The organism is Pseudactinotalea sp. Z1748 (assembly GCF_049725185.1).
Lineage (GTDB): Bacteria > Actinomycetota > Actinomycetes > Actinomycetales > Beutenbergiaceae > CALKWS01.
The window spans coordinates 876,880-896,484 of record NZ_JBMPQB010000001.1 but is presented as its reverse complement, the minus strand read 5'-3'; the positions used below and the strand labels follow the sequence as shown (position 1 = coordinate 896,484).

The following is a 19,605-nucleotide window of genomic DNA, read 5'->3' as shown; positions in this document are numbered from 1 at the left end:
CCTTCAGTGTTGGGATGTGGGTTGAGTGGGTTGGTCGGTTCAGGCGGTGCGGGAGATCCGCTCCAGGGCCCGGTCGGTCATGGAGCGCGAACCGCGCGCCACGGCCACCGAACCGGATTGCACGATCTCACGGATCCCGTAGGGGCCCAGCGCGGTCAGGAGGGCCTTGATCTTGCCCTCCCCGCCGGTGGCCTCGATCGTGACGGCCTCCGTGGAGACATCCACCACATGGGCGCGGAAGAGTTCCACGACCTGCAGCACGGCGGTGCGGGAGTGGTCGTCGGCGCGCACCTTGACCAGGAGCAGTTCGCGCTGCACCGAGGACTCCGGGGCCAGCTCGACGATCTTGATCACGTTCACCAGTTTGTTCAGTTGCTTGGTGACCTGCTCCAGGGCGTTGGACTCCACATCCACCACCACGGTGATCCGGGAGATCTCGGCGTGCTCGGTCGGGCCCACGGCCAGGGAGTGGATATTGAAGGCCCGGCGGGCGAACAGGGCCGAGACGCGGGTCAGGACGCCGGGCTTGTTCTCCACCAGCACCGAGAGTGTGTGTCGGGACATGTCGTTCCTCACTCGTCGCGTTCGAAGTCCGGGCTGATGCCGCGGGCGTACTGGATGTCGTCGTTGGAGACCCCGGCAGCCACCATCGGCCACACCATCGCATCGGCGCTGACGGTGAAGTCCACCACCACGGGCTGGTCGTCGATCTCGTTGGCCCTGTTGATCGTGGCGTCGACGTCCTTGGCGTTCTCACATCGCAGCCCCACGCAACCGTAGGCCTCGGCGAGTTTGACGAAGTCCGGGATCCGTCGGGTCTCGAAACCGGTGTTCAGGTCGGTGTGGGAATACCGCTGGTCGTAGAACAGCGTCTGCCACTGCCGCACCATGCCCAGCGAGGAGTTGTTGATCACCGCGACCTTGATCGGGATGCCTTCGATGGCGCAGGTGGCCAGTTCCTGGTTGGTCATCTGGAAGCACCCGTCACCGTCGATCGCCCAGACCAGGGAATCGGGATAGGCGACCTTGGCGCCCATCGCCGCCGGTACCGCATAACCCATCGTGCCCAGTCCGCCGGAGTTCAACCAGGTACGCGGATTCTGGTACCGGATGAACTGGGCGGCCCACATCTGGTGCTGCCCCACCCCGGCGGTGTAGATCGCCTCGGGGCCCGAGATCTCCCCGAGCCGGGAGATCACATGCTGGGGAGCCAGCAGGCCGTCCTCGGTGGGCGTCCAGCCCAGGGGGTAGGTCTCGCGCAACTGGTCCAGCGTGCGCCACCAGCCCTCCAGGTCCGGTTTGCCGTGCTGGACGTGCTCGGCGTCCACGGCCACGGTCAACTCGCGCAGGACCTCCTTGAGGTCACCGACGATCGGCACGTCGGCGAGCCGGTTCTTGGAGATCTCCGCCGGGTCGATGTCGGCGTGCACGACGGTGGCCCCGGGGGCGAAGGAGTCCAGTCTGCCGGTGACCCGGTCGTCGAACCGGGCGCCCAGCGCCACCACCAGGTCAGCCTTCTGCAGTGCGGCCACCGCCGCCACGGTGCCGTGCATGCCGGGCATGCCCAGGTTCTGCGGGTGCGCATCGGGCAGCGCTCCGCGGGCCATCAGGGTGGTGACCACGGGGGCGCCGGAGGCGTTGGTCAACTCCAGCAGTTCGGCGGCGGAGTTGGATCGGATCGCTCCCCCACCCACGTACAGCACCGGCTTGCGCGAGGTGGCCAGCAGCCGGGCCGCCTCACGGATCTGCTTGCCGTGCGGCTTGGTGATCGGGCGGTACCCGGGCACGTCGAGTTCGGCCGGGGGCCAGACGAAGTTCGTCTGGTCCTGCATCGCGGACTTGGCGATGTCCACCAGCACCGGGCCGGGCCGCCCGGTCTGGGCCAGGTGGAAGGCCTCGGCGATCCGAGCCGGGATCTCATCGGCGTCGGTGACCAGGAAGGAGTGCTTGGTGATCGGCATCGTGATGCCCACGATGTCGGCCTCCTGGAAGGCGTCGGTCCCGATCATCGGGGCCGCCACCTGACCGGTGATCGCCACCATCGGCACCGAGTCCATGTGCGCATCGGCCAGGGGGGTGACCAGGTTGGTGGCGCCGGGGCCGGAGGTGGCCATGCAGACCCCGACCCGGCCCGAGGCGGCCGCGTATCCGGTGGCTGCGTGGCCCGCGCCCTGCTCGTGACGCACCAGGATGTGGCGCAGACGGCGCGAGTCGAACAGCGGGTCGTAGACCGGCAGGATCGCCCCGCCCGGAATGCCGAAGATGACGTCGGTCCCGGTCTCCTCCAGCGAACGCACGACGGCCTGGGCGCCCGTCATCGGCTCGGCCGGGCTGGCTACGACGTCGTTCGTGGTGCTCAGCGCCGGCTTGGGCGGGTGCGTGCGAGGCGGTGCCGGGTGCGGAACCTTGGCCATCGCTCCTCCTGGTCTAGATCACATCAGACAAACAAAAACCCCTCGGCCGAAGCGGCGATCGAGGGGCGCGTGGTGAGGGGACGAGTGTTCAGTCCCCCGCGCACGCGCGGGGGATAAGGACTACTCGGACGATCCCGTTCACCATGGTGGCGATCCTAACCCCGCAATCACCACCGCTGACAAGCCGTCTCACATAGTGGGCCACGTGGTCAGCCTGTGGACACTCGGTGGGCCGCCGCTCATCGCCGGGACTGGGCCCTATCCCCCGATCGGAGGATATCGGCCGACCGTGTTGCTGCGTAGCGTCGAGGTATGGACCTCAGCGCCTCGACCCCCGCACGACCGAACGCCACGGCGGCGTGCCCCACCCCACCGGCCACCGAACGCTTCCTCACCCCGGACCTGGCCCGCGGCCTGATGCTGGCGCTGATCGCCGTCGCGAACGTGATGATCTACCTGCACGGCCGGCCCTACGGGCTGCGCCAGCACACCCTGACCGGGAACGTCGTGGACCAGGCCGTCAGCGCGTTCCTGGGCGTCGCGGTGGATGCTCGCGCCTATCCGCTGTTCGCGGCCTTGTTCGGCTACGGGATCGTGCAGATGATCCGGCGCCGGCAGGAACGGGGTATCGACGAGGGCCAGATCCGGCGAACCCTGCGCCGGCGCTCGGTGGGCCTGATTCTCTTCGGCGGGCTGCATGCCGTACTCGCGTTCTCCGGCGACATCCTGGGGTGGTACGGGCTGCTCGGGGTGGTTCTGGTCAGAGCGCTGCGGCTCGGTGACCGAGCGCTGCTCGCGGTGGCGTCCGTCTGGCTCGCCGTGGCCGGAGCGGTCCAGGGGGTGATCTTCGCCGACCCGACCCCGAGAGCCGAGCGTTCCTACTTCTGGTCCTACACCGTCTCCGACCCGCTCCAAGCCGCCGGGCTGCGGCTGCTCGAATGGCTGATGGGCCCATTCGGCTTGCTCGCCGTCCTCAGCGCGATGCTGGTGGGCGCCTGGGCCGGGCGGCACCGCATCCTGGAGCACCCGCAGCGCCACCGGGTGCTGCTGCGCCGAACGGCTGCGATCGGGATCACCGCCGGCATCGCCGGCGGGCTGGGTCCGGCCCTTCTCGGCGCCGGGATCTGGACCCCGGCCCTGCCCCTGACGATCGCGGTCTCCTGGTTGCACGTGGTCACCGGGGTGGCCTGCGGGCTCGGCTACGCCGCACTGATCGCCCTGCTCGGCGCCTCGCTGACGGCGTCCGGCCGGGACCGGCACTGGAGCGTGCGGGCACTGCAGGCAACGGGGCGCACGTCGCTGTCCTGCTACCTCGCCCAGTCCGTGGTCTTCGCCGCGCTGCTCCCGGCTGCCGCACTGGGGTGGGGTGGCTGGCTCGGTCCCGCGGCAGCAGCCGCACTCGCACTGGCGACCTGGGCGTTGACCGTGCTGGCCGCCGCAGCCTGGGGCGAGCGGACCGGCCCGGCCGAGGCCATCCTTGCCGGGATCATCGGCGGCCCCCGCGCGCCGGCACGTGCAACGATCAGGGAATGACGCCGCAGGGTGCTGCGCCACACGGCGACCGGAGCGACTGGATCTGGCTGCTGCTGCCGTATGCCATGCTCCTACTCACCTCCGCCTATGCCGGCTTCACCGGCGAGGTCGGCGCGGCGCAGGTCCCACGCACCATCGTCATCAGCCTGGCACTGGTCGCCTGGCACACCTTCTGGGCCATCGGACACCGGCACTGGCTGGCGCGGGCCCTGGTGCCGATGGCGATGTACTTCGTCGGCCTGGTCGCGCTGTGCGCACTGCTGCTGGAAATTTCACCGAGCTATCTCCCGATGTACCTGGTCTGCTACGCGATCGCCTTCGTCGCACTTCCCGGCGTCTGGGCCTACGTGGGCCTAATCCTGGCGGCGTCGGTGCCAGTGGCACTCGCCGGCGCCCTGGGCTGGCAGGAGCCGAACCTGGCGGTCAACCTGGGCGGCCTGGCGCTGGCCGGGGTCATCGGGTGGAGCATCCGGAAATCGGAGGCCGAGACGGCCGCACGCACGGCCGCTCTGACCGAACTCGCCCGGGCCCACGAGGACCTGGAACGGGCATCGGCCGAGAACGTCGCACTGCAGGACCGGCTGGTGACCGAGGCCCGCGAATCCGGTGTCCTTGCCGAACGCACCCGGCTCGCGGCCGAGATCCACGACACTCTCGCTGCGGCGCTGTCCGGGATCGTCAGCCAGCTCGAGGCGCTGGACGCCGAACTCGCGCCCGAGGACCCCATCCGCGGCCGGGTACGTCTCAGCACCGACCTGGCCCGGGAGAACCTGCGTGAGGCAAGGCTCTCGATTCAGGCCCTGCGGCCGACGGCGCTCCAACACCAGCACCTGCACCTCGCCCTGACCGAACTCACCAAGGCATTCGAGCAGGCCCATGGCCTCACCGCCCGGGTGCACGTCACCGGCACGGTCGTGGACATCCCCCAGGACGTCGAGGACGCCCTGGTGCGGATATCCCGGGAAGCGTTGACGAACATCCGCCGGCACGCCGGCGCCGGTCAGGTTCACCTGACGCTGTCCTACTTCGGGGACTCCATCGCGCTGGACATCGCCGATGATGGCGCCGGCTTCGGCGACCCCAACCCGAGGGGGCACGGCTTGCAGATCATGACCGAGCGCGCGCAGGGAGTAGGCGGTGCGGTCCAGGTGCGCACGGACCCGGACGCCGGCACCACCGTGACCGCCACCGTCCCGCTGCCAGGCAGGACGGTGGTGGCATGACCGAGCCGATCCGGCTGCTCCTCGTCGATGACCACCCGGTGGTGCGGGACGGCCTGCGGGGGCAGTTGCAGACGCAGCCGGATTTCGCTGTCGTCGCCGAGGCCGGCACCGCCGCCGAGGCGTTGGCGGTGCTGGGCCGGCTCACCGTGGACGTGGTGATCACCGATCTGCGGATGCCCGGCATCGACGGGCTCGAGCTGATCAGCACGATCAGCCACGCCCATCCCACGATCGCGGTGATGGTCCTGACCACCTACGACGCACGGCCCGACATCGACGCCGCGCTGTCCGCCGGGGCGCGCAGCTACCTGCTCAAGGACACCGAGCGGGCGCGACTGTACGAGGCGGTCCGCTCCACCGCCGGTGGGCGCCCGGTCCTGTCCCCGTCGGTGCACGCGCGCCGGGCCGCCACCCCGGAGCCGGCTCCGAGTCCGCTGAGCGCCCGCGAGCGCGAGGTGCTCCAACTGGTGGCGGCCGGCCGCACGAACCATCAGATCGCGGCCGCGTTGTTCCTCGGGGAGTCGACCGTGAAGACACACCTGCAGCACATCTACACCAAACTCGGTGCCAGCGACCGGGCCGCCGCGGTGGCGATCGCCTACCAGAGGGGACTGCTCTGACCCGGCCGGGTCGCCAGCCCGGAGGGGTGCCGGTCAGGAAGCGGCGATCTGGGCGGCCAAGTGCCCACCGCCGTAGCCATTGTCGATGTTGACCACCGCGACACCCGGGGCGCAGGCGTTGAGCATCGACAGCAGTGGCGCAAGTCCGGCGAAGGCCGCGCCGTAGCCCACGGACGTGGGCACCGCCACCACCGGGGCGCTCACCAACCCCGCCACCACGCTCGGCAGAGCCCCGTCCATACCGGCTGCCACGACAACGGCCCGCGCACCGCGCAGCAGGTCCAGATGTCCCAGCACCCGGTGCAGACCCGCCACCCCCACATCGACCACCAGTTCGGTGGGCCGGCCCAGGTAGCGGGCGGTCAACTCGGCCTCACGTGCCACTGGGAGGTCGGAGGTCCCGGCGGCCAGGACGACGACGAGCCCGCCGTCCGCTTCGGGCGGCTGCGCGGGCCAGGCGAGCAGCCGGGCGCCGGGGTCGTGATAGGCATCGGGCAGCACCGCCAGGACGGCGTCCGCCTGCCCGGCCGAGGCGCGGGTGAACAGTGTGGGCGTGCCCGCGGCACCGACCTCGGCGGCGATGCGGGTGAGTTGCTCGATGCTCTTGGGCTCACACAGCACCGCCTCGGGGTAGCCACGCCGGGCCGCACGGTCGTGATCGAGGCGGGCGATCCGGTCGATTTCGGGGCCGGGTCGCCAGTCCTCACGCATGGGTGACGGAAACCAGCGGCAGGGTGAAGGCACCCGATTGGATGCCACGCAGGTCCATCGCCGCGAACCGGAAGCCGGCGTCCCGGACCACCCGGTCGACCTCCTCGCGCTGTTGCACGGCGGTGAGCATCTCCTGCGGGACTAGCTCGATCCGGGCGACGTCACCGTGGTGGCGCACGCGGCAGTCGGTGAAGCCGAGGCGGCGCAGGGCCGCCTCGGCCTGATCCACCTGGCGCAGTTTCTCCGGTGTGACCTCCTCGTAGTGCGGGATGCGCGAGGCCAGGCACGGTGCGGCCGGCTTGTCCGCCACCGGCAGGGCCAGGGCACGGGCGACCTGGCGCACCATCGCCTTGGTCATCTGCGCCTGTGCCAGTGGTCGGAGCACCCGGTGGTTGGTGGCAGCCTGGGCGCCGGGACGGTCCGGCCGCTTGGCGTCATCGGCGTTCTCGCCGTAGGCGACGGCGGTCAGGCCGAGTTCACTGACGAGCTCGGCGGAGATGCGGGTGAACAGCTCGTCCTTGCAGTGGAAGCACCGGTCCGGCCCGTTGGCCCGGTACTGCGCCGAGTCTGCCTCGTGGGTTTCGACCTCCACCACCCGAGCCCCGATCGCCGAAGCCGTGGCATGGGCCGCGGCGCGCTCGTCGGTGGCCAGGCTCGGTGAGATGCCCAGGATCGCCACCACGTTCTCGGTGCCGAGTTCGCGCACCGCCAGGGCGAGCAACGTGGCCGAGTCCACCCCACCGGAGTAGGCGACCCCGAGCGGCACCTGACCGCTGAGTTGTTCCGCGACGCTGGCCACGGCCTGCTCGGCCGGCGGGTCCAATCCGGGGATCGTCGTCATGGCCTGCTTGCTCCTCGCTGTGCTTAGCCCGGTCCGAATGCTACCGGGCCGCCGGTGATGCATCGTGCGGCGCGTGCCCGCCGCTCGGCCGTCAACCGGACCCGGGCGCGGGCGTGCGGCGATGATCAGATCGCCGCGGTGGCTGTCGGCACCATCAGTCCCATGCCCCAGGAGCCCGGCGTTCTCCCCCACCCGGGGAACCGTGGCGGTCGGCCGCAGCACAACCCGCCGCCCTCCTCCCCTGCGGGTTCCGGGCGTACTGGGCGCGCCGGCGCCGATGTCCCACCAGGACCAGCACCATCAGCACACCGCCCACCAGCGCCGCGCCGAGCACCAACCAGACCCCGGTCTGCGGATCGACGACTTCCAGCGCGTAGACCGCCACGATCGCGGCCGTGAGCAGGACGGCATTGACCACACCGACCTGAACGATGGCCGTGGTGAAGGCCTGCGGCGAGCCCGGCTCCGGACGCCCGCCGCGTTTCCGGCCGGAGGGACCGATCTGGTTCGGGATGCGGGCGTCGCCGCCGGGCTCGAACGTCATCGTCAGCCGAGCACCGCCCCCACCGAGGCGGACTTGACCAATTTGGCGTACTTGGCCAGCACCCCGCGGGTGTAGGTCGGGGGCAGCGGCTCCCAGCCCTCCCGGCGACGCTGGAGTTCCTCGTCGTCGACCAGCAGGTCCATCGTCTTGTTCGCCACGTCCAGGCGGATCCGGTCACCGTCGCGGACGAAGGCGATCGGTCCACCGTCCACCGCTTCGGGGGCCACGTGACCCACGCACAACCCGGTGGTGCCACCGGAGAAGCGCCCATCGGTCAGCAACAGCACGTCCTTGCCCAGGCCGGCGCCCTTGATCATCCCGGTGATGGCGAGCATCTCGCGCATCCCCGGTCCGCCCTTGGGGCCCTCGTACCGGATGACGACGACGTCACCTGCGGTGATCGTGCCGTCCTCCAGGGCGTCCATCGCCCCGCGCTCACGGTCGAAGACCCGCGCGGTGCCCTCGAACACGTCGGAGTCGAACCCGGCGGACTTGACCACCGCGCCCTCCGGCGCCAGGGAACCGTGCAGGATGGTGATCCCGCCGGTGGGGTGGATCGGCTCGCCGATGGCACGCAGGATCTTCCCGTCCGGGTCCGGAGGGGCCACGTCGGCGAGGTTCTCGGCCACGGTGCGCCCGGTCACGGTGAGGCAGTCCCCGTGCAGCAGGCCCGCGTCCAGGAGCGCCTTCATCACTACCGGGACCCCACCGATCCGGTCCACATCGGTCATCACGTACCGGCCGAACGGCTTGAGATCCCCCAGGTGGGGCACCCGGTCAGCGACGCGGGAGAAGTCCTCCAGGGTCAACTCCACCTCCGCCTCGTGGGCGATCGCGAGCAGGTGCAGCACCGCGTTGGTGGACCCGCCGAAGGCCATCACCACCGCGATCGCGTTCTCGAAGGCCTCCTTGGTCATGATCTGCCGGGCGGTGATCCCCTGGCGCAACATCTCCACCACGGCCTCCCCGGACTTCAGCGCGAAACTGTCCCGGCGCCGGTCCGCCGAGGGCGGGGCGGCGCTGCCGGGCAGCGACATCCCGATCGCCTCGGCCACCGAGGCCATCGTGTTGGCCGTGTACATCCCACCGCAGGCTCCTTCGCCGGGGCAGATGGCCCGCTCGATGCGGCCCACATCCTCCTCGCTCATCAGGCCCCGCGAACAGGCGCCCACGGCCTCGAAGGCATCGATGATGGTGACGTCCTTCTCGGTGCCGTCGGAGAGTTTCACCCAGCCGGGCATGATCGAGCCGGCGTAGAGGAACACCGCAGCCAGGTCCAGCCGGGCCGCGGCCATCAGCATCCCCGGCAGCGACTTGTCGCACCCGGCCAGCAGCACCGAGCCGTCGAGGCGCTCCGCCTGCATCACCGTCTCCACCGAGTCCGCGATCACGTCCCGGGAAACCAGGGAGAAGTGCATCCCCTCGTGGCCCATCGAGATCCCGTCGGAGACCGAGATCGTCCCGAACTCCAGCGGATACCCACCACCGGCGTGCACACCGGCCTTGGCCCCCTGGGCCAGGCGGTCAAGGGACAGGTTGCACGGGGTGATCTCGTTCCAGGAGGAAGCGATGCCGATCTGGGGCTTGGCGAAGTCGTCATCCCCCAGCCCCACCGCCCGCAGCATCCCGCGCGCTCCGGTGGCCTCCAGGCCATCGGTCACGGCACGGCTCCGGGGCTTGAGATCGGGAGTTCGGGCGCTGGCGTTATCGCTGGTGGGGGCAGTCATGCCGGCCAGTCTAATGTGCTCTGGCTCATAGCTGTGTCGGGACTTCCGGCCCAGATTTCCTTCTCGCCGATGGGCCAGGATCGAACCGACGTCATCACACCACCACGACAGAAGAAGAGAAGGTCACCATGTCCGCAGTCGTTCGTTCATTCAAAGCCACCAAGGTCCTGGGAGTCATCCTGCTGGCCTTCGGCATCGCCTTCATCGCCGCCGGGGCGACCACATGGGGAATGGTCAGTTCGCAGTTGAACGATGAGAACATCACCATCCCCGGGGACGCACGCTGGTTCGCCGGTGAGGAGGTGCGCGGCCCGCTGACCGCCTACGCCCAGGCGGATGTGATCAACGAGCACGCACTGGCCGGCACCGAGGGTCGCACCTACGCCGAACTGGGCAGCGCCATGCGCGACGTCGAGCCGGGCACGGCCGAGCACGAGGAACTGCAGGCCCAGCGTGACTCGGTCATGAACGCCTCGTTCCTGCGCGCCTCGCTGTTCACCTCGGTGCTGGCCTACGGGGTCTCCGCGCTGGTGATCGGCCTGGGCGTGGTGTTCATTGTGGTGGCCTGGGGCATGCGCCGGATCGGCTTCGCCCTGGTTGCGAACGAACCCACCCGGGCCGCACCGGCCGCCAAGGAGCGCGAGACCGAACTCTCCAAGTAGCGCCCAAGCCGGGGCCGACGACGTCAGCCGGGCCGGGGCTCGCTGCTCACAACGCCCTGGGTGCCGCGTGCACCCAGGGCGTTCGTCGGCGCCCTTGCCCGCCCGGCTGCATCCGGGCGCACGCACCGGCGTGGCTCGGTCAGGTACGCGACTGCCGGGGCGAGACCGAACCTGCCTCGTAGGAGAGGGCCCTGGTGGTCTACCGTTGCCGGGCGTGCGGATGGGCCTGGTCCCGGTCGCCGCTGCCGCGCTGCTGAGGATGCTGGGCACCGGGAAGGCGTCGGGCCGCGGATCACCCGGCCCCGGGCGCTACGACTTCCTGGGCAAGTTCCAGTTGCACCTGCACCACCCAGTCGGACTGGTCGGTGCCGTCCGCCTCCAAGTACACCTCACGCCAGGTGCACGGGCCCAGCACATCCCGTTCGCCGGCCCACCGGCCCAGGTCGGCATACGTCGCGGCGATCTCGGACATCTCCCCCACGTGCAGCAGGGTGGCCACCGTGGCCGGCGGCACCTCGACGACCCCCAGTCCGGCCAGGACGGCCGTCCCGGCCGCCGCCTGGTCCGGTCCGATCTCGAATCCCGTTGCCAGGTGCACCCCGCCGGCCCGGTGCGGGTAGTACCCCACCGGCTTGATCCGGTCGATCCCTGCCTCGTCGGCGAGGTCCGAAGCGCGGGTGAACAGCGGCTCGATGAACGCCCCGGCCGAGCGGCGATCGGGACCGGGGTGCTCATCGGTCACGGCGGCCAGGCGCATGGCGGCCGCCCTCGTGACGGTGATCGTGGTGTTCATCGGTGGTTCCTCCTGGAGCAGGGTCAGCCTCGCCTCCACCCGCGCCAACCGGTGCCGGTCGGCGCGGACCTGCCGATTCAGTTCGTCGCGACGCGCAGCCAACATGGTCCGCAAGCGCTGCAGGTCCACGCCAGCATCCAACATCTCCCCCACCTGGGCCAGGGAGAACCCCAACGTCTTCAGGGCGAGCAGCCGGTGCAGCCGCGGTAGTTGCTCGACCTCGTAGGTCCGGTGTCCGGTGCGGGCGTCGACGTGGGCAGGGGTGAGCAGCCCGATGTGGTCGTAGTGGCGCAGCATCCGAACCGATATCCGGCCGGCCCTGGCGAAGTCCGAAATGTTCATGGCAACTCCCACTCTGAACCCTCACACAGTGTCAGGTGCAAGTCCCGTGAGATGCATCGAGAAATCCGGGACTTTCGGCCCGCGAGATCCCGCTGCCTATTCGGAATACTCGTTATCAGCGAGGTCCACCACACGGAGCTCCCAACCAAAGGAAAGTCCCATGACTACCACCGAAAAGGTACCGAACGTCCACCTCACCACCCAAGAGGACATCGTGACCCGGCCCGGCCTGCGCAAGGTGCTTGCCGTCAGCCGCATCGTCATTGGCTTCACATTCCTGTGGGCCTTCCTCGACAAACTCTTCGGGTTGAGTTATGCCACCCCGGCCGAACGCGCCTGGATCAATGGCGGCACACCGGCACAGGGATTCATCGGCGGAATCGAGAACTTCACCGGCGGATTCTTCTCCATCTTCCAGAACCCCTTCGGTGACGCGCTGTTCATGCTCGGTCTGCTGGGCATCGGCGTGGCGATGATCGCCGGCGCCGGACTGCGCATCGCCGCCGTCACCGGAACGGCTCTGATGGTGTTCATGTGGCTGGCCACCTTCCCCGTTGCCGGGGCGGCGACCAACCCGATCCTGACTTCCCACTGGCACGAGGCGTTGCTGCTGATCATCGCAGCCCTCACCCTGTCCGGGGACACCTGGGGCCTGGGCAAGTGGTGGGCCAACAAGGGGTTCGTGCAAAAGAACTCCTGGCTCCGCTGACCCCGGTCACGGCCGGCCCGCACCAGCATCTGGTGCGGGCCGGTTCGTCTGTCTGCCCAACCCGGTGCCGGTGGTCGGGGTTCACTGATCCAGGTCGGTCCACAGGTGGCGAGCCGCGATCCGGGCGGCGACCCGCTCCAGCAGTTCACCGGCCCGGGCCTTGCAGCGCGCCAGGTCCGGCTCGAGGTCACTGAGTGCGTAGACCCCGCTGAACCCGGCCTGTTCGACCTCCTCCTCGGTCAGCTGGTTCACCCCGGCGATGGCCACGCTGACCACCGCCGCATCGGTGGCGGCTGCAGCCACACCCACGGGGGCCTTGCCGGCCAGCGACTGGCTGTCCAACTTGCCCTCCCCGGTGATGACCAGGTCGGCCCCACGCACCTTGCGCTCGAACTCCACCAGTTCCAGTACCACCTCCACCCCGGGACGGCGCCGCGCCCCCAGCACCAGTGCGGCGAAGCCGGTGCCCCCCGCCGCGCCCGCCCCGGCTGCCTGCGCCGTTGCCCAGGCGTCCACACCGGCCTCTTCCAGCGCCCGCACCCAGCGGGTCAGACCCGCCTGCAGCGCCGCCACCTGGTCCGGGCCGGCGCCCTTCTGCGGGGCGTAGACCGCAGCCGCACCACTGGGTCCCAGCAACGGGTTGTCGACGTCGGCGGCCAGGGTGATCCCGACCTCGGCAAGGCGCGGGTGCAACCCGCTCAGGTCCACCCGCCGCAGATCCCGCAGCGCCGCACCGCCGGGCCCGGTGAGCCCGTGCAACCGGGCGCCCAGGGCCTGCAGCATCCCGGCGCCGCCATCGGTGGTGGCCGAGCCGCCCACCGCCAGCACCAGTTCCTGCACCCCGGAGTCCAGGGCATGGGCGATCAGTTCCCCCACCCCGATGGTGCTGCCCTGCTGGGCGGCGTCGGCATCGGCCGGGCTCAGGTGCAGCCCAGCGGCCTGGGCGAGTTCGATCACCGCCCGGCGCCCGTCGGTGGCGTACATCGCCTCGACCGGTTCGCCGAACGGTCCGCTCACCCGCACGCGAACAGGTTGCAGATTGGCTACCAGCACGGCACTCAGCGTGCCTTCCCCACCGTCGGCCATCGGCACCATCTGCACCTCCACGTCCTCCAGGGCGCGGTGCAACCCGAGCGCGATGTGCTGGGCTACGTACTTGGCGTTCAGCGACCCCTTGAAGGTGTCCGGGGCCACCACGACCAGGGGCCCGGCCGGGTGGTCGGGTCCGATCGGAAGTTCGATCACCCCCGCGTCCCGGTCCGGACCGTCCGGAGTCGCCGTACTGCCCGGCCGGGGCGAGGACGCCGTGGTGAGGTCGACGTGAGTCATCCGCCTATCCTGTCCTGTGGGACCCGCTGGGACCAGTGCATCGGCGGTGGCGACAGCCAGTCGGCGGTGATCGACCGGACAGAATCGACCGAGAGGGACGTAGCAGTGAAGATTGCGATCGTAGGTGCGGGACAGTTCGCCGGGAGTTTCGCCACCCTGTGGCACCTCCATCCCGAGGTGAGCGAGGTGTATGTCACCGACGTGGTGGCCGAGCGCGCCGCCGAGTACCTGAGCAAGTACGACCTGGCCGGTACCTTCGCCGACTTCGACGAGGTCCTGGCCTCCGATGTGGATGCGGTGGCGATCTTCACCCAGCGGTGGACGCACGGGCAGATGGCCCTGGCCGCCCTGCAGGCCGGCAAGCACGTGTACTCCTCGGTGCCGATGGCCATCGAGTCCTCCGAGATCGAGGCGATCGTCGCCGAGGTCGCCGGCGGCAACCGCATCTACATGATGGGTGAGACCAGTTACTACAACCCCGCCGTGTGGTGGGCCCGGGAGAAGATCGGCGCCGGTGAGATGGGGCGCGTCTTCTACTCCGAGGGCGACTACGTGCACGACATGGACAACGGCTTCTACGCCGCCTACCAGTTCAGCGGCGGTGAGAACTGGAAGCGCACCGCCTCCTTCCCCCCCATGCTCTACCCGACTCACGCCGTCGGTGGTGTGCTGGGCGCGCTGCCCACCTATGCCACCTCGGTCAGTTGCATCGGCGTGGTCGACGACCGTGACGACGGGGTGTTCGACAAGTCGGTGTCGATGTTCGACAACGACTTCTCCAACATGAGCGCACACTTCGAGTTGGCCGACGGCGGGGTGATGCGCACCAACGAGTTCCGCCGGGTGGGTCATCCCGCGCACGTGCACGAGTCCCGGTTCCGGTTCTACGGCACCGACGCGGTGATGGAGCAGACCTCCACCGGCGCCTCATTGTCGGACCGGAGCACGATCGAGGACATCTCGCCGCTGTTCCGCACCCACCAGGGTCAGGTCCCCGAGGGCGAATTGGAGGGTATCGATGAGGCACTGCGCCACTCCTTCTCCTCCGGTACCGCACCGGTACAGGACCGCAGCCGGCTGCCCAAGGCGTTCGAGGGCGCCCCGAACGGGCACGAGGGCTCCCACCACTTCCTGGCCGACGACTTCGTCAAGGCCGTGCGCTCCGGTACCCACCCGCCGGTGAACGCCTGGACCGCCGCCCGGTTCACCCTGCCCGGGATCGCTGCGTGGGAGTCCGCTCTGGGCGGTGGCGTACGGGTTCCGGTACTGGACCTGGGTGACGCCCCGGCCTGAGCGTGCCGGCCGGCCCGCGGACTCAGCCGAGATTGTCCAGGAAGTCAAGAATCCCCGGCATCCGGGTCACGGCATCGCGGGCGAGCAGGAACCCCACGATCCCCACGATCCAGCCCGTGGCCTCACCGGCGCTGCGTTCCATCCAGCCTGCGAAGCGCTGCACACTACCCTCGATCCGGTGGCGCAGCACCACGCGGGCACCGAGGAGCACCAGCGCCGGTGTGATCATCACCAGGCAGTAGACCGCAAGGGCCGCCACCGTAGCGGCAGGAGCAAGGTCGGAGGCGGACAACAACCCGATCGCGCCCAGGTAGGGCAGCATCGTGGCGGCCTCCAGGGCCGCCGCACCCAGGGCCAATGCCACCAGCGCACCGGACCCGCCGTCCTCCCCCATCGCCCGCTCCCGCCAGCGCATCAGCCGACCCCGGCGAGGCGCATCCGGATCCTTCTTCCCACCGATGAAGAAACTCCCGACCAGCAATGCCGCCCCGATCGCGAACTGCCCCCGCACCACGAGGGGGTGCTCGGCCCACCCGTTCCCCATCTCCAGCAGGGAGGCCAACCCTGCGCTCCGCCCGATGCCGAGCAGGAAGTAGAAACCGGCTCTTCCCAGATGAGGGTGTAGGACCGGCGGGTCGTCTTGTCGGCGCGTCGATGACTGGATAGACGTCGAGGTCTCCCAAGGATGGAAATTCTCACACTGCCCATCCGGAAGACCCCGACGTGCCTGACGCTACCTTCGCTTGCCCTGACCTGACCACGTTCGCTCGTCTTGACGAGCTCGGTCTCGAAGTCGTCGGGCAGCGGCTCGACCCTGATCGTGCGGTACTGGCTTGTCGGGTCACCGACGCGGACCAGTGGTGCCGTCGGTGTGTGGCTGCGAGGGCGCACCACGCGACACGGTCGTTCGTCGGCTCGCGCACGAGCCGCTGGGCTGGCGTCCGACCACCCTGATCGTGAGGGTCCGCCGGTACCGGTGCATCGGCTGTGGCCACGTGCGGCGGCAAGACACCAGCAAGGCAGCCGAACCACGAGCGAAGCTCTCGCGCCGCGGGCTGCGGTGGGCACTGGAAGGGATCGTGGTCCAGCACTTGACCGTGGCCCGCGTCGCCGAAGGACTCGGGGTCGCGTGGGACACCGCCAACAACGCCGTTCTGGCCGAGGGCAAGCGGATCCTGATCGACGACGAGCATCGCTTCGACGGCGTTACCGCGATCGGCGTAGATGAGCACGTGTGGCGTCATACCCGGGGCGGGGACAAGTACGTCACCGTGATCATCGACCTGACCGGAATCCGCGACGGCACCGGCCCAGCCAGGCTGCCCGAGCCTGCCTGGCTGGCCGAACTGACCGAGCGGGAGCGGCACGTGCTGACGCGCTTGGGGCGAGGGATGTCGAACGCCGACATCTGCGCGGCCCTGACGATCTCCACGGCGACCACCAAGACCCACGTGTCCCGGGTGCTGTCCAAACTGGGCTGCGCCTCCCGGACCCAGGCGGCGATCCTGGCCCGGGGGGCCGGACTGATGTAGGCGTGGGTGTGCGGGGCCCCTCAGGCCTGCACGCGCTCCATCACCAGTTCGCGCACCCGACCGGCGTCGGCCTGCCCACGGGTGGCCTTCATCACCGCACCGATCACTGCACCGATCGGGCCCATGTTGCCCGACCGGATCTTCGCGGCGATGTCGGGCTGATCGGCCAGGGTGGCGTCGATGATCTCCAGTAGCGGGCCGTCGTCGGAGACCACCTCCAGACCGCGGTCGGTCAGCACCTGCTCCGGGTCCCCCTCCCCGGCCAGGACTCCCTCCAGCACCTGACGGGCGAGTTTGTCGTTGATCCGTCCGGCGTCGATCAACCTTTGCAGTTGGGCGATCTGCGCACTGGTGACGTCCAGGTCCGCTAGTTCCACGCCGTCGTTCTTGGCCTTGCGCGCCAACTCGCCCATCCACCACTTCCGCGCCGCGGCCGGGGCTGCACCGGCGGACACGGTCTCCTCGATCAGGTCCACCGCGCCTGCGTTGATGGCGTCGCGCATCTCCTCCTCGGCGAACCCCCATTCGCCCCGCAACCGGCGCCGACGCACCGCCGGCATCTCCGGCAGGCTCGCAGCGATCTCGTCGATCCACTCTCGCGAGGGAGCCACCGGCACGAGGTCGGGTTCGGGGAAGTAGCGATAGTCGTCCGCATCGGACTTAACCCGCCCGGAGGAGGTGACTGCGGTGTCCTCGTGGAAGTGTCGGGTCTCCTGGACCACGCTGCCACCGCCGGACAACACTGCACCCTGGCGGGAGATCTCATAGCGAACCGCCCGCTCGATGGAACGGAAGGAGTTGACGTTCTTGGTTTCGGTGCGGGTGCCCAGCGGCGCATCGGCGGCGGCGCGCAGGGACACGTTCACGTCCGCCCGTACGTTGCCGCGCTCCATCCGTGCCTGCGAGACGCCCAGCGCCACGAAGATGTCCCGCAGCTGGCGCACGTAGGCACTGGCCACCTCGGGTGCGCGGTCACCGACGCCGGTGATGGGCCGGGTGACGATCTCCACCAACGGGATGCCGGCCCGGTTGTAGTCCACCAGCGAGTGGGTTGCGCCATGGATCCGCCCGGCCGCTCCGCCCACATGGGTGTTCTTCCCGGCGTCCTCCTCCATGTGCGCCCGTTCGATCTCCACCCGCACCACGGTGCCGTCGCCCAGTTCCACGTCCAGGTACCCGTCGAAGGCGATCGGCTCGTCGTACTGGGAGGTCTGGAAGTTCTTCGGCACGTCGGGGTAGAAGTAGTTCTTCCGAGCGAAGCGACAGACCTCGGCGATCCGGCAGTTCAGGGCCAGTCCGATCTTGATCGCATACTCAACGGCAGTGCGGTTCAACGCCGGCAGCGCTCCGGGCAGGCCCAGGGACACCGGCGTGATCGCGGTGTTCGGCTCCGCACCGAAGTGGGCCGGCGCGCCGTCGAACATCTTGGAGGCGGTGCCCAGTTCGACGTGTACCTCGATGCCCAGCACCGGGTCGAACCGGGCGAGCGCCTCGTCGTAGTCCAGCAGGTCCTCGGTGCTCATGTCGCGGTCTCCAGCGGGCGGATTCGGTTGATCAACGGGCCGCCCCAGGCGGCCAGTTGACGCGCTTCCAGGGCAGCGCCGACGCGGTACAGGCTGGCATCGGCCTTCGCCGGAGCCAGGATCTGGAAACCGGCCGGCAGATCATTCTCGGCCAGACCCGAGGGCAGCGACAGCGCCGGAATACCGGCCAGGTTCGCCGGGATGGTGGCCACGTCGTTGAGGTACATGGCCATCGGGTCATCCACCTTCTCCCCCAACGCGAACGCGGTGGTGGGCGCGGTCGGGGAGACCAGCACGTCCACCTGATCGAACGCGGCGGCGAAGTCGCGCTGGATGAGGGTCCGCACCTTCTGGGCACTGCCGTAGTAGGCGTCGTAGTACCCGGCCGATAGCGCGTAGGTGCCCAGGATGATCCGGCGCTTGGCCTCGGCGCCGAACCCCGCGCCGCGGGTAGCGGCCATCACCCGTTCGGCCGTGACCGGGCCATCGGTGGGCTCCACGCGCAGGCCGTAGCGCATGCCGTCGAACTTGGCCAGGTTGGAGGATGCCTCTGAGGGCAGGATCAGGTAGTAGGCAGCCAGAGCGGCCTCGAAACTGGGGCAGGCGACCTCCACGACGTCCGCCCCGGCACCGACCAGCAGGTCCAGGGACTCGGTGAAGCGGTCTCTGACCCCGGCGTGGTACCCCTCGCCACCGAGTTCGCGTACCACCCCCACCCGCAGGCCGGTCAGGTCCGCCTGCGCTCCCTCCCGGGCCGCGTCGGCGTAACAGGGCTGCACCCCGGGCAGCGAGGTCGCGTCCAGCGGGTCATGCCCGCCGATCACATCGTGCAACAGCGCCGCATCGAGCACCGTGCGCGAACACGGTCCCGCCTGATCCAGGCTGGAGGCCAGTGCCACCAAGCCATAGCGCGACACCGAGCCGTAGGTCGGCTTGACCCCCACGGTGCCGGTCACCGCGGCAGGTTGCCGGATCGAACCGCCGGTGTCGGTGCCCACCGCCAGCGGGGCCTCGAAGGCCGCAACCGCGGCTGCAGAGCCGCCTCCGGATCCGCCCGGGATCCGGGAGGTGTCCCAGGGGTTGCGAGTCGGCCCGAACGCCGAGTGCTCGGTGGAGGAGCCCATCGCGAACTCGTCCATGTTGGTCTTTCCCAGGATCGGCATCCCTGCCGCGCGTAGTTGCCGGACCAGGGTGGCGTCGTAGGGCGGAACCCACCCTTGGAGCATCCGGGATCCGGCGGTGGTCACCTGGTCCTTGGTGACCACGATGTCCTTGACCGCCACGGGCACCCCGGCCAGGTCGGGAAGGTCCTCCCCCTGAGCACGGCGGGAGTCCACCTCGGCAGCCACGGCCAGCGCCTGATCGGTGTTGACGTTCAGGAATGCATGGACCTGCTCCTCCACCGCCGCGATCCGGTCCAGGTGGGCCTGGGTGACCTCCACACTGGTGACCTCGCGTGCATGCAGGTGGCCGGCCAGTTCGGCGGCGGTGAGCCCGATCATTCCGCTCATGCTCCCTCACCGAGGATCTGCGGAACGGCGAACATCCCATCCTGGTGCGCCGGGGCCTGGGAGAGCACCTGGTCGGTGTCCAGGGTTTGGGTGATCCGATCCTCCCGATAGACGTTCGTCAACGGGATGGGATGGCTGGTGGCGGGCACGTCGTCCCCGGCCACCGATGACACCTTGGCCACCGCCTCCACGATCACGTCGAGCTCACCGGTCAGGCGCTCGGTTTCGGCGTCGGTCAGGTCGATCCGGGCGAGCGCGGCAAGACGCGCCACCTCGGCGCTATTGAGGGTGGACATGG

The 19,605-nt window shown here is 69.6% G+C and carries 19 protein-coding genes and 1 pseudogene; 8 read left to right on the top strand and 12 right to left on the bottom strand.

Annotated features, from left to right (window positions below):
- Positions 1–39 precede the first annotated feature (39 nt).
- Together ilvN and ACO0LU_RS04185 are read right to left on the bottom strand one after the other, a co-directional pair.
- Positions 40–564, bottom strand: coding sequence for an acetolactate synthase small subunit (ilvN, locus tag ACO0LU_RS04190; protein ID WP_424790151.1), 525 nt, complete (start codon positions 562–564; stop codon positions 40–42).
- An 8-nt stretch (positions 565–572) separates the two neighbouring features.
- Entirely contained in the window at positions 573–2,414 is a 1,842-nt protein-coding gene (locus tag ACO0LU_RS04185) for an acetolactate synthase large subunit (protein ID WP_424790150.1), read from the bottom strand.
- Between the two features lie 312 nt (positions 2,415–2,726).
- Here ACO0LU_RS04185 and ACO0LU_RS04180 point away from each other — a divergent pair, with 312 nt between their 5' ends.
- From ACO0LU_RS04180 to ACO0LU_RS04170, 3 genes are read left to right on the top strand one after another with little or no spacing between them, the layout of a single operon-like run.
- Positions 2,727–3,947 carry a DUF418 domain-containing protein gene (locus ACO0LU_RS04180; protein WP_424790149.1) on the top strand — a complete coding sequence of 407 codons (1,221 nt, stop codon included), beginning with the start codon at positions 2,727–2,729 and terminating at the stop codon, positions 3,945–3,947.
- Positions 3,944–5,170 carry a sensor histidine kinase gene (locus ACO0LU_RS04175; protein WP_424790148.1) on the top strand — a complete coding sequence of 409 codons (1,227 nt, stop codon included), beginning with the start codon at positions 3,944–3,946 and terminating at the stop codon, positions 5,168–5,170. The genes ACO0LU_RS04180 and ACO0LU_RS04175 overlap by 4 nt, the downstream gene beginning before the upstream one ends.
- On the top strand, positions 5,167–5,790 hold the full coding sequence (locus ACO0LU_RS04170) for a response regulator (RefSeq protein ID WP_424790147.1): 624 nt from the start codon (positions 5,167–5,169) through the stop codon (positions 5,788–5,790). The genes ACO0LU_RS04175 and ACO0LU_RS04170 overlap by 4 nt, the downstream gene beginning before the upstream one ends.
- A gap of 33 nt (positions 5,791–5,823) precedes the next feature.
- Here ACO0LU_RS04170 and larB read toward each other — a convergent pair whose 3' ends face one another.
- The 4 genes from larB to ilvD form a co-directional block, all read right to left on the bottom strand.
- Positions 5,824–6,501 (bottom strand): nickel pincer cofactor biosynthesis protein LarB, encoded by a 678-nt coding sequence (gene larB, locus ACO0LU_RS04165; RefSeq protein ID WP_424790146.1) that lies wholly within the window; start codon positions 6,499–6,501, stop codon positions 5,824–5,826.
- On the bottom strand, positions 6,494–7,342 hold the full coding sequence (gene larE, locus ACO0LU_RS04160; RefSeq protein ID WP_424790145.1) for an ATP-dependent sacrificial sulfur transferase LarE: 849 nt from the start codon (positions 7,340–7,342) through the stop codon (positions 6,494–6,496). Before larE ends, larB begins: the two co-directional genes overlap by 8 nt.
- Positions 7,343–7,496: 154 nt before the next feature.
- Complete coding sequence (locus tag ACO0LU_RS04155) at positions 7,497–7,886, bottom strand: hypothetical protein (RefSeq protein WP_424790144.1); 390 nt, start codon at positions 7,884–7,886, stop codon at positions 7,497–7,499.
- Positions 7,887–7,888: 2 nt separating this feature from the next.
- A complete protein-coding gene (gene ilvD / locus ACO0LU_RS04150; RefSeq protein WP_424790143.1) occupies positions 7,889–9,613 on the bottom strand; it encodes a dihydroxy-acid dehydratase in 1,725 nt (574 codons plus the stop codon).
- A gap of 128 nt (positions 9,614–9,741) precedes the next feature.
- On the opposite strand from ilvD, the gene ACO0LU_RS04145 reads away from it, so the two are divergent.
- Entirely contained in the window at positions 9,742–10,275 is a 534-nt protein-coding gene (locus ACO0LU_RS04145; RefSeq protein ID WP_424790142.1) for an aromatic ring-opening dioxygenase LigA, read from the top strand.
- 292 nt (positions 10,276–10,567) lie between these two features.
- Here the strand turns inward: ACO0LU_RS04145 and ACO0LU_RS04140 are convergent, their stop codons facing one another.
- Positions 10,568–11,410, bottom strand: coding sequence for a MerR family transcriptional regulator (locus tag ACO0LU_RS04140; RefSeq protein ID WP_424790141.1), 843 nt, complete (start codon positions 11,408–11,410; stop codon positions 10,568–10,570).
- 160 nt (positions 11,411–11,570) lie between these two features.
- Here ACO0LU_RS04140 and ACO0LU_RS04135 point away from each other — a divergent pair, with 160 nt between their 5' ends.
- Positions 11,571–12,119, top strand: a complete 549-nt coding sequence (locus ACO0LU_RS04135; protein ID WP_424790140.1) for a DoxX family protein — start codon at positions 11,571–11,573, stop codon at positions 12,117–12,119.
- A gap of 81 nt (positions 12,120–12,200) precedes the next feature.
- Here the strand turns inward: ACO0LU_RS04135 and ACO0LU_RS04130 are convergent, their stop codons facing one another.
- Positions 12,201–13,448 (bottom strand): glycerate kinase, encoded by a 1,248-nt coding sequence (locus tag ACO0LU_RS04130; RefSeq protein ID WP_424790139.1) that lies wholly within the window; start codon positions 13,446–13,448, stop codon positions 12,201–12,203.
- Positions 13,449–13,553: 105 nt separating this feature from the next.
- Between ACO0LU_RS04130 and ACO0LU_RS04125 the strand changes: the two genes are divergently transcribed.
- Positions 13,554–14,741 (top strand): Gfo/Idh/MocA family protein, encoded by a 1,188-nt coding sequence (locus ACO0LU_RS04125; RefSeq protein WP_424790138.1) that lies wholly within the window; start codon positions 13,554–13,556, stop codon positions 14,739–14,741.
- A gap of 22 nt (positions 14,742–14,763) precedes the next feature.
- On the opposite strand, the gene ACO0LU_RS04120 is transcribed toward ACO0LU_RS04125, so the two are convergent.
- A complete protein-coding gene (locus ACO0LU_RS04120) occupies positions 14,764–15,321 on the bottom strand; it encodes a GAP family protein (protein ID WP_424790192.1) in 558 nt (185 codons plus the stop codon).
- Positions 15,322–15,464: 143 nt separating this feature from the next.
- Between ACO0LU_RS04120 and ACO0LU_RS04115 the strand changes: the two are divergent.
- Together ACO0LU_RS04115 and ACO0LU_RS04110 are read left to right on the top strand one after the other, a co-directional pair.
- Positions 15,465–16,063 (top strand): annotated as a pseudogene (locus tag ACO0LU_RS04115) (ISL3 family transposase); the annotation flags it as partial.
- Between the two features lie 69 nt (positions 16,064–16,132).
- Positions 16,133–16,273, top strand: coding sequence for a response regulator transcription factor (locus ACO0LU_RS04110; RefSeq protein ID WP_424790191.1), 141 nt, complete (start codon positions 16,133–16,135; stop codon positions 16,271–16,273).
- Between the two features lie 20 nt (positions 16,274–16,293).
- Here ACO0LU_RS04110 and gatB read toward each other — a convergent pair whose 3' ends face one another.
- The 3 genes from gatB to gatC are packed head-to-tail and all read right to left on the bottom strand — an operon-like array spanning position 16,294 to position 19,603.
- Complete coding sequence (gene gatB, locus ACO0LU_RS04105; protein WP_424790137.1) at positions 16,294–17,796, bottom strand: Asp-tRNA(Asn)/Glu-tRNA(Gln) amidotransferase subunit GatB; 1,503 nt, start codon at positions 17,794–17,796, stop codon at positions 16,294–16,296.
- Positions 17,793–19,307 carry an Asp-tRNA(Asn)/Glu-tRNA(Gln) amidotransferase subunit GatA gene (gatA, locus tag ACO0LU_RS04100; protein ID WP_424790136.1) on the bottom strand — a complete coding sequence of 505 codons (1,515 nt, stop codon included), beginning with the start codon at positions 19,305–19,307 and terminating at the stop codon, positions 17,793–17,795. The genes gatB and gatA overlap by 4 nt, the downstream gene beginning before the upstream one ends.
- A complete protein-coding gene (gene gatC / locus ACO0LU_RS04095; RefSeq protein WP_424790135.1) occupies positions 19,304–19,603 on the bottom strand; it encodes an Asp-tRNA(Asn)/Glu-tRNA(Gln) amidotransferase subunit GatC in 300 nt (99 codons plus the stop codon). Before gatC ends, gatA begins: the two co-directional genes overlap by 4 nt.
- Positions 19,604–19,605: the final 2 nt, after the last annotated feature.